This is a genomic window from Salinimicrobium maris (assembly GCF_049680855.1).
Lineage (GTDB): Bacteria > Bacteroidota > Bacteroidia > Flavobacteriales > Flavobacteriaceae > Salinimicrobium.
On record NZ_JBMPGS010000002.1, the window covers coordinates 1,021,724 to 1,036,695 of the forward strand.

Sequence of the window (14,972 nt, forward strand, 5' to 3'; positions counted from 1 at the left end):
GATATTAATCTAAAGAGGCTTAAGAGAATCGTTTTCTTAAGTCTCTTTTTTTATACCACACCTGGTATTTTTCTTTTAAATTGTGAAAGAAATATTAAAGGTTAAAGTTACCGCATGTCATTAAGTACCTCTATAGAACCATGGTTCCGAAAAACCTTCTTAATTATAGCTTTTTCGGCTCTACTCCTCTCCTGCTCTAATTCTGAAGAAAATCCAAAAGATCCTCAAAATGAAAAAGAGTATTTCTTTACGAAAATGGATTCTTCTGAAACAGGCTTGAATTTCACCAACCGCGTACAAAATGAAAAAGATTTCAACATCTTCAAATACAGGAACTTTTACAATGGTGCCGGTGTTGGAATAGGAGATATCAACAACGACGGACTTCCTGATGTTTACCTTACTTCAAACATGGGTGAAAATAAGTTGTATCTTAATAAAGGAAACTTCAAATTTGAAGATATTACAGATGATTCCGGTACTGGTGGAAACCGTTCCTGGTCCACCGGCGTAACTATGATAGATCTCAATCACGACGGATTCTTAGACATTTACGTGAGCAACGCCGGAAACATTGAAGGGGATGACCGCCACAATGAACTTTTTATTAATAATGGAGATTTAACCTTTACCGAAAGGGCTGCGGAATATAATTTAGACGAAGATGGATTTACCACCCATGCAGCATTTTTTGATTATGATAATGATGGTGATCTTGATGCTTACATTTTAAACAACAGCTTTATTCCTGTTTCCAGTTTAGGTTACACTAATAAAAGAGATCTTAGAAGCGAAAATTGGGATCTTCCTGAATTATTTAAAGGAGGTGGCGACAAACTGCTTCAAAACAACAATGGGAAATTTCAGGATGTAAGTGAAAAAGCAGGAATTTACGGCAGCCTTATAGGTTTTGGCTTGGGGGTGACCGTGGGAGATGTCAATAATGATCTTCTTCCTGATATTTATGTCTCTAATGATTTTTACGAAAGGGATTATTTGTACATCAACCAGGGTAATGGAACTTTTTCAGAGGAAATAAAAAACTACATCTCACACCTTAGTCTGTCTTCTATGGGCGCCGATATGGCTGACATTAACAATGATGGATATCCTGAAATTTTCGTTACCGACATGCTTCCCGAAAGTGATGAACGGCTTAAAAACACCAGCGAATTTGAAAGATACGATCTGTACAAACGCAAAGTAGATAATGATTTTTATCACCAGTACATGCAAAACACGCTGCAGTTGAACAATGCCAACAATAGCTTCTCTGAAATAGCATTTTACAGTGGTGTTGCTCAAACCGACTGGAGCTGGGGTGCCCTCATTTTTGATATGGACAATGACGGCTATAAAGACATTTATGTGAGCAACGGAATCTACCATGACCTCACAAACCAGGATTTTATGGACTTTTTTGCTAATGAATTTCTTCAGGAAATGGTTTTAACGGGAAAAAAGAAAGAATTTGATTCTATTCTCAATAAAATGCCCAGCACTCCTGTTTCCAACTATGCTTTCCGTAATAATCAGGATCTTAGCTTCTCAAATGAAACCGAAAAATGGGGTTTTTCAGAACCTAGTTTTTCCAACGGTTCAGCATATGGCGATCTTGACAATGACGGCGACCTGGATCTCATTGTAAATAATGTCAACCAGGAGCTTTTTGTCTACAGGAATAATGCTGAGAAAGAAACAGCCAATAATTACCTGAAATTAAAACTTAAAGGCAGCGGTAATAACACTTTTGGGATTGGCAGCAAAGTCAGGCTCCATGTAGAAGAAAAGGTAATTACACAAGATCTTATTCCCACCCGTGGCTTCCAATCTTCCATTGCTTATGAGCTCGTTTTTGGCCTTGGTGACAAGAAAATAGTAGATTCCCTTCAGGTGATATGGCCTAATCAAATGACTCAAGTAAAAAAGAACATTGCTGCCAATCAGCTGCTGGTACTGGATCAAAACGAAGCTACACAAGAGTACACCGCTCCTCATATTCCGAAGAAAAAACTATTAACAACAATAGATCATAACCTGCCGGCGCATGAAGAAGATAATTATGTAGATTTTGATTATGAAGGCCTTATACATAAAATGTTGTCCCGCGAAGGTCCGGCCATAGCTGTCGCCGATATTAACAACGACGGAAAAGAAGACCTCTTTATGGGTGGTGCGCGTAATAACCCTGCACGCCTTTACTTAAATAAGGGTAATGGATCTTATAAAGAAATTAGAAATGATGCTTTGGAAAAAGATGCAGCCCTTGAAGATACCGATGCTGCTTTTGCCGATGTTAATGGTGACGGACTTTTGGATTTAATTGTGGCTTCTGGCGGAAACAACCGCTATGCTGATAAAGACTATTACCAGACCAGAATCTACCTCAATGAAAAGAACGGCAGCTTTTCAGCTTCTGAAGCAACTATTCCTTCCACCGGGCACAATTCGGCTGTCATAGCGCCTTATGATTACGATGAGGATGGTGATATAGATCTTTTTGTTGGCGCCAGAAGCGTGCCGGGGATTTTTGGGATTGATCCGCAACACCAGCTGCTCGAAAATGATGGTTCTGGAAGATTTTCTGACGTGACAGAAGCAAAAGCTTATGAACTTACACAGGCGGGAATGATTACCAAAGCCACATGGAAAGATATGGATGGTGACCAGCGGGATGACCTGATTATCGTTGGAGACTGGATTGCTCCAAAAATTTTCCTGAATAAAAAAGCAGGTCTATTACCATACAAAACATCTTTAGAAGATCTTACAGGTTCCTGGACAGGACTTGCAGCCGAAGATCTTAACAATGATGGAAGAATAGACCTCATCCTGGGGAACAGGGGCACCAATTCTTTTTACAATCCTAAGCAAAAGGAACCAGTAAAAATGTATGTCAACGATTTTGACAACAATGGTACGATAGAACAAATCTCTACGCAACCAATAAATGGAAAAGATGTACCTATTCATTTACGAAGAGAGCTTTCGGGGCAAATAGCATCTCTGAAAAAACAAAATCTTAAGTTTTCTGAATACGCCACAAAATCTATAGAAGACCTTTTTCCGAAAGAAATTCTGGATAATTCCATTGTTCGGGAAGTATCCACTTTTAAAAGTGTGATTGCCTACAATAATGGTGATGGGACATTTACAATCGAAGAATTGCCTGCTGAAGTTCAATTTTCCTGTATTTACGCAATCGCAACGCTTAACAATAAAAATGGTCAGAAAGATATTTTAATGGCAGGAAATAATTTCGACCTGAAACCCCAGTTTTCAAGAATGGATGCCAATCATGGAATCCTGCTCAGGAAAAATACAGAAGGAAAATACAAGGTGAAAAATCAAGAAGAAAGTGGTTTTAAGGTAAGAGGACAGGTGAGAGACCTACAGGTTTTTCAAAATAACAATGGCCAAAAATATGTTTTGGCGGCTATTAACAGTGAAACACCCCAAATTTTTAAGCTCGATGAGGAGAATTTTTAATCTTGTCATACTGGTAATTGTATTTTTGGGCTGTTCAGAAGAAAAGGAGAAGCTCCTGTTTACAAATGTTCCGCCATCAGTTTCCAATATAGATTTTTCGAACAATCTCACCCAAACCAATGCGCTTAATATTCTGGACTATCTCTACTATTATAACGGCGGAGGCGTAGCCATTGGGGATATCAATAATGATGGGCTGGAAGATATTTATTTCACCGGAAACCAGGTTTCAAATAAACTTTACCTGAACAAGGGTAACATGCAGTTTGAAGATATTACTGAATCAGCAGGCGTAGCAGGAAAATCTGACTGGAACACTGGAGTTACCATGGCTGATGTGAATGGAGATAAATATCTCGATATATATGTCACTGCTGTAGTTGGAATAAATGGTTTGAGAGGCCGCAATGAGCTCTTCATCAACAACGGCAACAATACTTTTACCGAGAGTGCCGAAGCCTTTAAGCTTGACCTTCAAAATTATTCGTCAAATTCGGCATTTTTCGATTATGACAACGACGGCGATTTAGATATGTACCTGCTCAATCATGCCGTGCACACGGTAAATACGTATGGCCCTGCCGAAATTAGAAATACCCGAAAAGAAGAGAGCGGCGATAAATTGTTGAGAAACGACAATGGTTACTTTACTGATGTTAGCGAAGAAGCGGGTATTTACGGCGGAGCAAACAGTTATGGCCTGGGCCTGGCCACTGCCGATTTTAACAACGACGGGTTCACAGATATTTATGTGAGTAACGATTTTCACGAAGATGATTACTACTACATCAACAACGGCGACGGAACTTTTTCTGAAAAATTAAAAGAAAAATTCGGGCACGTAAGCCGCTTTTCAATGGGCAGTGACGTTGCCGATATCAATGCCGATGGTTATATGGATATCTTAACCCTGGACATGCTTCCGCAGGATGAAAAAGTTCTAAAATCATCTATGGGCGACGATCCGTTAGATTTACATAACATGAAGATCGACCGTCTCAATTACCATCACCAGTACTCCCGTAATATGCTGCAGGTTAACAGGGATGGGGCATATTTTCAGGAAACAGGACTTTCAAGCGGCCTTGCAGCTACCGACTGGAGCTGGTCTGCACTTTTTGCAGATTACGATCAGGATGGAACCCAGGATGTTTTCATTGCCACCGGAATTCCAAAACGCCCAAATGATCTTGACTACATAAAATACGTCTCCAGTGAGCAAATCAGGAAAAAAATAACTACTACAAAACTGGTCGACCAGAAAGCGTTAGATAAAATGCCTTCGGGAGCGATTCACAACTACCTGCTGCGTGGGGAAAAAGAGCTAAAGTTTTCAGATAAATCTGGTGAATGGATCTCACGCGATCCCATCATTTCTACCGGCGCTGCCTATGCAGATCTTGACAATGACGGCGATCTTGACCTGGTAACCAATAATATAGATCATCCTGCCACTCTTTATCGCAACAACCTCAACAATTTTTCCTCCTTTTTAAAGGTACGTTTTGATCATCCTGCCCCTAATACCTTTGGTATTGGAACGAAAGTGTATGCCTACAGCAATGGTAAACAACAGGCACAGCAGTTATACACCTCCCGCGGATTTCAATCTTCCTCCTCTCCTCTTCTCCATTTTGGATTTGAGGAAGGTCAAAAAGTAGATTCCCTTCTTATCATTTGGCCAGACAACACTTACCAGTTAGAAAGAAATATCCCGCTGAACGAGACCCTGGTAATATCTCCAATTTCAGGAGCCAAAAAGGTGGATTATCAAAGCATTTTTCCGAAGCATGAACAGTGGTTCCAAAAAGTAGATTCTATTAACGGAATGGATTTCGTCCACGAGGAAAACTCCTACATAGATTTTAATCGGCAGAAACTTATTCCCTATCGCATTTCTGACCGCGGGCCGGCTGTGGCGGTAAAAGACCTGAATGGCGACGGAAAACAGGATATTTTCTTCGGAAATTCCAAGTGGAAACCCGCCAGAATCTATTTACAAACCAACAATGGTTTTAGAGAAGAGATATTTTCTGCACTAAAGAACGATTCAATTGCCGAAGATGTTTCCGCAGTCATTGAAGATTTTAATTCAGATTCCAAAAATGACATTTTTGTCGTCTCTTCAGGAGGTGAGTTTTCGGGAGAAAGTGAAGCGCTACTCGACAGGTTTTATATTTCTGACAACAAAGACTTCAAAAAAGGTTCTCTCCCCTCCTATTTTGAAAATGGTGCTGTAGTTCGTGCGGCAGACTATAACAAAGACGGAAAAAAAGACATTTTTGTGGGAGGCGGCGCCGTTTCCAGCGATTTTGGAAGCATTCCTAACTCATACCTATTGCAGAATAACGGCAAAAACTTTTCAATTGTTGAAAACAGCGAGCTAAAAAAGACAGGAATGGTGACCGATGCCGTTTGGATAGATTTTGACAATGATGGCTGGGAAGATCTCATCGTTGTTGGTGAATGGATGTCTCCGCAATTCTTCAGAAATGATAAAGGAAGTCTCAAAAAGATCACTTCTGAAGTAATTTCTGGGAAGTTGAAAGGCTTATGGCAAAGCATCATACCTTTTGACATCAACCAGGATGGAAAAATAGATTATTTGCTTGGCAACTGGGGAGACAATACAAAATTTACGGCTTCTGAAGAGTTTCCGCTAAAAATGTACTATTCAGACTTTGATAAAAATGGTAGTACAGAAACCATTCTCGCATATGCCAAAAATGGCAAATATTATCCTCTTTCAGGATTAGATGAACTTAGCAGTCAGTTGTCATATTTACGTAAAAAATTCCCATCTTATAATGAATTTGCAGGAAAAACAATTCATGAAATATTTGATGAACAACAAATAAAAAACTCCAAAGTTTTAGAAATTAACACTTTATCATCTGGATATTTGCTGAATCAAAACGGAAAGTTTACATTTAAAGCCTTTAAAATGCCTTTACAGGTTGCTCCTATCACAAGCTTTCTTAAAGCAGATTTTAATGGAGATTCTCAGGAGGAAGTAATGGCAGCAGGGAATTATTTTGGGGTAACACCTTATCATGGAAGATTTGACGGCCTTGCCGGAAATATTATAACTGCAGGCGGACAGATCCTGGAAGGCGGTGAACTGGGAATCAATCTTACTCAAAAAGCCGTGAGACACCTGGATATAATTAACATAAAGGATAGCAGGTATCTTATGGTTACCTTCAATAACCGGAAACCTGAATTTTACAAAATAATGAACGAATGAAACGCATTTTGCTATTTGTGCTTGTAGTTTTCCTTTTTTCCGGCTGCGAAAAAGAGGAAAAACCTCTCGAGGTCACAGCACAGGATTATCATAAGGCCGTAGATAAAATTACAGATATCATGGTTCACGACATCTTTTCTCCGCCGGTGGCCAGCAGGATCTACGCCTATTCAAACATTGCCTCTTATGAGATCATTGCAGCTAATAATCCCTCTTATGAATCTTTTGCATCCACCTATAAGGATTTTACTTCCATTCCTCCCGCAGATGCTTCAAAGAAGGTCAATATAAAATTGGCTGCACTTATGGCACAGCTGGAAATTGGAAAGCAATTGATCTTTTCAGAAGAGCGTATTACTAAATATCAAGACAGTCTGTACGGCATCTGGAAAGAGCAAAATGAACAGACTTTTATTGATTCTCAGGATTATGCCATGCAGGTAACCGCTAAGCTTAAAGAATGGATCAACGAAGATAATTACAAGGAAACGCGTACAATGCCCAAATTTTCGGTCTATTCTGATGATCCTTCCAGATGGCAACCTACGCCGCCCACTTATATGGATGGGATTGAACCGCATTGGGAAAAGATAAGGACCTTTTCCATTGATTCCGCTTCGCAATTTCGGCCACTACCGCCGCCTGAATTCTCCATGGAAGAAAATACCGCTTTCTATGATGAACTCCTCGAAGTTTATAACGTACGTAATGAAATGGATAAAATGGGAGATACCTCTGAAGAAATTGAAATAGCTCGTTTCTGGGATTGCAATCCATATGTTTCCACCCAAAGAGGACATCTCATGTTCGCCACCAAGAAAATTACCCCCGGCGGCCACTGGATTGGCGTTTGCAAAATTGCAGCCCAAAAGAGTAACTTAAACTTTGAAGAAACTTCCTATGCCTATGCTGCTACTTCTATTGCCATTGCAGACGGGTTCATCTCCTGCTGGAAAGAAAAGTACCGAAGTGAACTCGTGAGGCCCGAAACTCTTATTAATAAATATGTAGATGAAAATTGGAGCCCTGTACTGCAAACCCCGCCCTTCCCTGAATATCCCAGCGGACACTCCGTAGTTTCAGGAGCGGCAGCCACCGTACTCACCCAGCTGTTTGGCGAAAACTTTTACTACGAAGACGACACCGAAGTTCCTTATGGCCTACCCGTAAGAAGCTTCTCCTCCTTCAATAAAGCGGCTGAAGAAGCAGCCATTAGCCGACTATACGGTGGAATTCATTACCGTGCTGCCATAGAACAGGGACTCATTCAGGGTCGGGAATTAGGCTCTTTTGTCGTACACGACCTGAAAGTCCAGAACTTGCGCCAATCTACAGCAGGACTATAAATGACCAAAAGAATCTCCGTTACCGTACTTTTCTTATTGATTATCATTTCTTGTTGCTGGTTTTTTCTAAAGGGAAAAGATTTTTATGAAACAAGTTTTGAAACTTCCGTAGCACCGGGCGTGGTCTACGAGAAAATCTCAAGCTGGAAGTTCAAAAAATTTCGAGAGGTAGAAATGGTGCAAAAAATGCCATTTTACTCTATCAGGCAGAAAATAGATTTTAGAAAAGAAACTACTTTCCTGTACTGGAGTTTTATTCCTTTAAATGATTCAATAACCCAGGTGAAATTGAAAGCAGTATCGGCCAATTCTTCTTTTAAAGATCGATTAAAAAGATTATTCAAAAATGACAGATTGGAGCAAAGTTTGGAAACAGAAGTTGCGCAACTGCAGGAAACCCTGATTTCTGATAAATCCCTTTATTCTGTTGACATAAACGGAAAAAGCATTTCTCCCGAAAGTACCTGCGCCTGTATTTCATTGAACGGCAAAACTGACGAAAAAGCTTTCAAAATGATGATAAGCATTGATCATCTTTCCAATTTTGTTTTGAAGCACGAGCTGGAAACTACTGGTCGCCCAAGGGTGGTTGTTCAAAAATGGGATTTAGAAAAAGATTTTATGGCCTTTGATTTTTGTTTTCCTGTGATGCCAGAGAAACAGCCTCAGCACCCATTGATTTTTTTCAGGAAAATTCCTGCTCTTCCTTCATTTAAAGCCACTTTTAAGGGAAATTACATGTTTTCCCATTTCGGCTGGTATGAATTGATGAATTATGCCCAACAAAACGATTTTGAAATCCAGCCTATTCCGCAGGAAATTTTTTATGACAACCCGGAAATGGGAGGAGATTCCCGAAACTGGAAAGCAGAAATTTTTCTTCCAATAAAGCAATAAAAAAGGTGCTCTAAAAGCACCTTTTTCGAATATAATTCAAAAACAATTTTATAAAGACATTGCTTTTCCATTATTGCCAAGTTCTTCGGTGGTGGCACATGCAATGTACGTTCCCGGAATTGGATCGTACCACATAACATTTTCACCTATTTCCTCACTGGTCTTCCATGCCCATATCCCAAGGTCGCGAACTTCCTGTAAATAGGCCCTCGAACCTTCCTTGAATGACATTACCTCTTCAGGGTCCTTGTTAAGCGGGTCCTGAGTCTCTGTTTCTCTTTCTACTCTGCGTTTTTCTTCGGCGGGAGTGGTTTTTAAATATTCCTTTATCATTTCATCAAACTCCTCTGTGGTTCCCTCGCCTATTTCTTTGTCATACGTATCTTTAAATGCTGCGGCAAAATGATCGGCATTTTGTGTGAAATTCTTTTGGCGTTCTTCGGGAGCAACTTCGTTCATATAAGAATCAATAAACCTGGCCAGGTTAAGATCGTTTGCACCAGGAGTATCTGTTGAAGGTAAGATTACTTCGAGGATCTCTTTAAGCGCAAAACCGTTTGCAGCACTCAAAAAGGTTGGTTGCCAATCATATTCCGGATCGTTTTTACAGCTCTGTAGTAATCCGAAGGTTGTTGGCCCCACCACTAAAAATCCTGCTCCTAATCCTAGATTTTTTAATGCTTGTCTTCTATTCATAATATAAGTTTAAGCGTTGGATTTTTTAAAGTTTTTAGAGGCATGATCTGCAGCACGTGCGGTCATTGCCATATAAGTTAAGGAAGGGTTCTGGTTACCTGAAGAGGTCATAAAGGAACCATCTGTCACATACACATTAGGAACATCATGCACCTGGTTATTCCCATTTAAAACGGACGTCTTTCTGTCTCGTCCCATTCTGGCAGTTCCCATTTCATGAATTCCAAGTCCGGGAGCTCCCAATCTATCTACAGGATTGATATCTTTAAATCCGGCTTTGTCTAGCATCGCAACTGCCTGCTCAATCATATCTTTCCGCATTTTTAGCTCGTTTTCCTTGAATTCGGCATCGAAAGTTACTGTAGGTAATCCCCATTCATCAAGTTTATCATAGTCGAGGATCATACGGTTTTCATGGTAGGGTAAGGTTTCCCCAAAACCTGTAAGACCCATGGTCCAGCCACCTGGTTGCACTATGGCCTCCTTGAGTTCTTTTCCATAGCCAAGTTCTGCCACTGATTGTGTCCAGTCTCCTCGGCTTGCACCACCCTGGTACCCGTAACCACGAAGGAAAGGCATTTTTTCGGAATCATTTAGATTTCGGAATCGCGGAATAAAGATTCCATTAGGTTTTCGTCCTTTATAATATTTATCTTCAAAACCATCGTATTTCCCGGAGGCACCGGCCATAAAATGATGATCCATCACATTATGTCCAAGTTCCCCGCTGTCATTTCCCATTCCATCAGGAAATCTGTCAGATTTGGATTGCATTAAAATACTTGTAGATGCAATTGCTGAAGCACAAAGAAATATAACGTTGGCTTTATATTCCTGTACTTCTCCTGTTTCAGCATCTGTAAGCTTTATACCTGTTGCTTTCTTTGTCTCGGCATCATAAAGAACTTCATGAACAATAGAATTGGGACGCAAAGTCATGTTCCCGGTGCGTTCGGCAGCCGGTAAAGTAGAAGCATTACTGCTAAAATATGCCCCATAAGGACACCCGCGAATACATCTGTTTCGATATTGACAGGGAGAACGTCCTTCAAAAGATTTTTCTCCTGTAGTAATATGTGCTACCCGCCCCGGAGTTAAAACTCTTCCGAAGTTATCGGCCATACTTTTCTTAAGATGATCTTCAACACAGTTTAGCTCCATGGGAGGAAGAACCTTACCATTAGGAAAATGAGGAAGACCAAGATTTTCACCACTTACTCCTATATATGATTCAACATAGTCATACCATGGCGCAATATCTTTGTAGCGAATAGGCCAGTCTACCGCAATACCATCTTTTTTATTACCTTCAAAATCGAGATCGGTCAACCTGTAACTGTGACGCCCCCACATAATTGACCTTCCACCTACGTGGTAACCACGCATCCAGTCGAAGCGCTTGATTTCGTTATAAGGATGTTTAAGGTCATTTACAAACCAATGCCGACTGGCTTCATTGGTGGTATAGCCAGTTCTTGATTGTTTGTGCTGCTTCTTCTCTTCTTCTCGTGTAAGTTGTCCCTTGTATTTGAAATCCCATGGATCTTTGTGCATCGTTGGATAATCTTCAACATGTTTCACCATTGGACCTCTTTCGAGCACCAGGGTTTTAAAACCTTTCTCGCATAATTCTTTAGCAGCCCAACCACCGCTTATACCTGTACCTACAACTATAGCATCATAGGAATCGTTTTCGTAAAATTTACTCACAATTCTTTAATTAGTTAATGTTTTTAGTTCTTTGCCTTGCAACCAAATATATAAATTTATAGGTATTATTTTACCCCTTTGAAAAAAATCTTACATTTAAGATCAGAAAAAATCAACTATATTGCTTAATTAATAAACCTTAACAAAGAATTTATGACAAAGAATTTACTCTTACGGTCGCGTTTGCTCATTCTTTCAATGGCATTAGCAGCAGGTGTTATTTCCTGTAAAAATGAAAAGCAGGAAGAACAGCAAGCAGAATCGGAATTAGCAAATGCACAGGAGAACAGTGAAGAATTATTTTTTGATATTTCCCTTGCACAATGGTCCTTAAGCAAACCTATTCTTGAAGGAGAACTGGATCCTATGGATTTTGCTGAAAAAGCCAGTGAAATGGGCTTCGACGGAATTGAATATGTTAGTCAGCTTTACACCCCTCTTTATAAAGATTCTGCAAATCCAAAAGAAGCCTTACAAACAGTTTTAGACACCTTAAAAGCAAGAAGTGAACAATACGGTGTTGAGAATGTATTGATCATGGTAGATAACGAAGGTGATTTGGCTTCCAATAGTGAAGAGGAAAGAAATGAAGCAGTCGAAAATCATAAAAAATGGGTGGATGCTGCCGAATACCTTGGAGCTCATTCTATTAGAGTAAATCTCTTTGGAAGTGAAGTTCCCGAAGAATGGCAGACCAACGCTGTAGACGGACTTTCAAAACTAGGGGAATACGCTGCCGGAAAGGACATTAATGTGTTAGTAGAAAATCACGGCTATTTATCTTCCAATGCCCAGCTTCTTGTAGAAGTTATGGAGCAGGCAAACATGGAAAATGTAGGAACTTTGCCAGATTTTGGAAACTTTTGTCTTAAACGTGAAGGCGGCGAACGATGGGAAGCAGAGTGTGTTGAAGAATATCCAAAATATCAGGGAGTTGAAGAAATGATGGAATATGCAAAAGCCGTAAGCGCAAAGTCTTATGATTTTAATGAAGCCGGGGACGAAACCACGATTGACTTTAAAAGAATGCTTGAAATCGTAAAAGATGCAGGCTACAGCGGGTACATTGGAATAGAATACGAAGGACCACGTCTTTCACCCGAAGAAGGAATCCTTGCTACAAAAAACCTGTTAGTCAAAGCCGGACAGGAATTATCAAATCAATAGAATAACCAGCCAGCAATGAAATACTCAGTTCGATTTCAACTATCCTCCATGATGTTTTTAGAATTCTTCATCTGGGGTGGATGGTTTGTAACACTTGGAACTTATTTAAGTTATAATCTGGAAGCTACCGGTACCCAAACCGCAATGGCTTTCTCCACACAATCGTGGGGAGCAATTATCGCTCCCTTTATTATAGGGCTCATAGCCGATAGATTTTTTAATGCAGAGCGTATTTTGGGCTTCCTGCACCTGGTAGGTGCAGTGCTCTTATATATGATGTACGCTTCAGAAGATTTTAGTGCATTTTATCCGTATGTACTGGGCTATATGATCATTTATATGCCTACCCTTGCTCTGGTAAACTCTATATCTTTTTACCAGATGAAAGATCCCGAAAAAGAATTCTCCGGAATTAGGGTATTTGGAACCATTGGATGGATTATTTCTGGATTAGTGATAAGCCTGGTATTTGGCTGGGATGCACCCGAAGCACGCCAGGAAGGAATGCTGAAGTACACCTTTTTGATGGTTTCAATCGCTTCGGCATTACTGGGAATTTTGAGTTTTACTTTACCCAAAACACCTCCAAGCAGCAAAGGAGAAAAAGTAACTTTATCTGATATATTAGGACTGGAAGCACTTGCTTTATTAAAAGGAAGAAACTTCCTCATGTTCTTTATCTCTTCTATTCTAATTTGTATTCCGCTGGCGTTTTATTACCAGAATGCAAACCCATTTTTATCGGAAGTAGGTATGGAAGACCCAACGGCCATGATGACCATTGGACAAATTTCAGAAGCACTTTTCCTTCTGTTGCTTCCGTTCTTCTTCAAAAAATTCGGCTTCAAAATGACACTTTTGGCAGGTATGCTGGCGTGGGTGTTACGTTACCTTTTATTCGCCTATGGAAATGCCGGAGAACTGGTTTACATGTTGATCATAGGAATCGCACTCCACGGAATTTGCTACGACTTCTTCTTTGTTTCAGGACAAATCTATACCGATTCTAAAGCAGGACCGAAGATTAAAAGTGCCGCGCAGGGCTTGATTACACTGGCAACCTATGGTGTAGGAATGTTGGTGGGATTCTGGGTTGCCGGACAAATCAGCGATATGTATGTAAATGCCGATGGCGCACATGACTGGGAACAAATTTGGATAGTTCCTGCAGGTTTTGCCTTTGCGGTTATGATCATTTTTTCTATTTTCTTTAAAAATGAGAAGCTTGATAAAAAAGCAATAGACAAGATCTAATCAAATAAAATAAAGCATAATACATGAGTTCAAAAATTAAACTAGGTATTCTGGGTGGCGGTGGAGATTCTTTAATTGGAATCTTACACCGCGTGGCTTCTACAATGTACGATCGCTATGAAGTTGTTGGAGGAGTTTTTAATCCGGAATATGATGAGAGTATAAAATTTGCTGAAGAAATTGGCATTCCCACCAACAGGATCTACAAAGATCTCGATCAACTTATTTCAGAAGAGAACGCCCTCCCGGAAGAAGAGAGAATGCAGGTAATTTCAATTCTTACTCCTAACTTTCTCCATTTTCCAATGGCAAAACAGCTGCTGGAGAATGGTTTTAATGTCATTTGCGAAAAGCCGATGACCACTACCTATGAGGAGGCTAAAATTCTGGAAAAAACACTCGAACAGTCAAAAACCATCTTCGCTGTTACCTACACTTATACAGGTTACCCAATGATTCGGCAGATGAAGGAGATGATCGCTGCAGGAGAAATTGGCAAGGTTCAAAAAGTAGATGTACAATATTATCAGGGATGGATAAATCCTATTATTCACGATTCTGAAAAAAGAGCAAATACCTGGCGACTTGACCCAGAAAAATCTGGAATAAGCTGTTGCGTTGGGGATATTGGAACCCACGCCTATGACATGATCGAATATGTGACGGGACTTGAAGTAAAGGAAATTCTGGCAGACCTAAATTATCTTTACGAAGATAATGTTATGGACATTGACGGCACCGTTTTACTTCGTTTTTCAGAACACGTAAAAGGGGTGTTAAGATCTAGCCAGATCGCTACCGGAGAGGAAAATAATTTTGCTGTAAAGATCTACGGTGAAAAAGCAGGATTAAAATGGGAACAGGAAAATCCTAACTACCTCTACCTCCTGCAGGATGGAGAGCCAATGCGAGTTTTAAAGCCAGGGCATCCCTACAACAGCGCTCTGTCTCTTGACGGCACCAAACTTCCTCCGGGACATCCCGAAGGAATTTTCGATTCCATGGGCAATATTTATAAAGGTGTTGCAAAAGCCATTAATAAAGAAGATTATCATCCTGCTGAGTTTCCGACGATGAGAGACGGAATTCGAGGAATGAACTTTATTGAAAAAGCCGTGGAATCTCATAAAAATGGAAATGTTTGGGTGTCCATCACTGAATAATGT

General features: G+C 40.2%; 9 protein-coding genes. 7 read left to right on the plus strand and 2 right to left on the minus strand.

Going from position 1 to position 14,972, the window contains the following annotated elements:
- Positions 1-114 precede the first annotated feature (114 nt).
- The 4 genes from ACOV1Q_RS10135 to ACOV1Q_RS10150 are packed head-to-tail and all read left to right on the plus strand — an operon-like array spanning position 115 to position 8,979.
- Positions 115-3,489 (plus strand): VCBS repeat-containing protein, encoded by a 3,375-nt coding sequence (locus tag ACOV1Q_RS10135; RefSeq protein ID WP_424494264.1) that lies wholly within the window; start codon positions 115-117, stop codon positions 3,487-3,489.
- The gene (locus tag ACOV1Q_RS10140) at positions 3,473-6,736 is read left to right on the plus strand and encodes a VCBS repeat-containing protein (RefSeq protein ID WP_424494265.1); all 3,264 of its coding nucleotides are present in this window, start codon (positions 3,473-3,475) and stop codon (positions 6,734-6,736) included. Before ACOV1Q_RS10135 ends, ACOV1Q_RS10140 begins: the two co-directional genes overlap by 17 nt.
- Entirely contained in the window at positions 6,733-8,082 is a 1,350-nt protein-coding gene (locus ACOV1Q_RS10145; protein WP_424494266.1) for a vanadium-dependent haloperoxidase, read from the plus strand. Before ACOV1Q_RS10140 ends, ACOV1Q_RS10145 begins: the two co-directional genes overlap by 4 nt.
- On the plus strand, positions 8,083-8,979 hold the full coding sequence (locus tag ACOV1Q_RS10150) for a GyrI-like domain-containing protein (RefSeq protein WP_424494267.1): 897 nt from the start codon (positions 8,083-8,085) through the stop codon (positions 8,977-8,979).
- Between the two features lie 48 nt (positions 8,980-9,027).
- On the opposite strand, the gene ACOV1Q_RS10155 is transcribed toward ACOV1Q_RS10150, so the two are convergent.
- Positions 9,028-9,675, minus strand: coding sequence for a gluconate 2-dehydrogenase subunit 3 family protein (locus ACOV1Q_RS10155; RefSeq protein ID WP_424494268.1), 648 nt, complete (start codon positions 9,673-9,675; stop codon positions 9,028-9,030).
- Between the two features lie 9 nt (positions 9,676-9,684).
- Positions 9,685-11,385 (minus strand): GMC oxidoreductase, encoded by a 1,701-nt coding sequence (locus ACOV1Q_RS10160; RefSeq protein ID WP_424494269.1) that lies wholly within the window; start codon positions 11,383-11,385, stop codon positions 9,685-9,687.
- Between the two features lie 153 nt (positions 11,386-11,538).
- Between ACOV1Q_RS10160 and ACOV1Q_RS10165 the strand changes: the two genes are divergently transcribed.
- The 3 genes from ACOV1Q_RS10165 to ACOV1Q_RS10175 are packed head-to-tail and all read left to right on the plus strand — an operon-like array spanning position 11,539 to position 14,969.
- Positions 11,539-12,552: a sugar phosphate isomerase/epimerase family protein gene (locus tag ACOV1Q_RS10165; protein WP_424494270.1), complete on the plus strand. Its 1,014-nt coding sequence runs from the start codon at positions 11,539-11,541 to the stop codon at positions 12,550-12,552.
- Between the two features lie 15 nt (positions 12,553-12,567).
- Entirely contained in the window at positions 12,568-13,806 is a 1,239-nt protein-coding gene (locus tag ACOV1Q_RS10170) for a nucleoside permease (protein WP_424494271.1), read from the plus strand.
- Between the two features lie 23 nt (positions 13,807-13,829).
- Complete coding sequence (locus tag ACOV1Q_RS10175) at positions 13,830-14,969, plus strand: Gfo/Idh/MocA family protein (protein WP_424494272.1); 1,140 nt, start codon at positions 13,830-13,832, stop codon at positions 14,967-14,969.
- Positions 14,970-14,972: the final 3 nt, after the last annotated feature.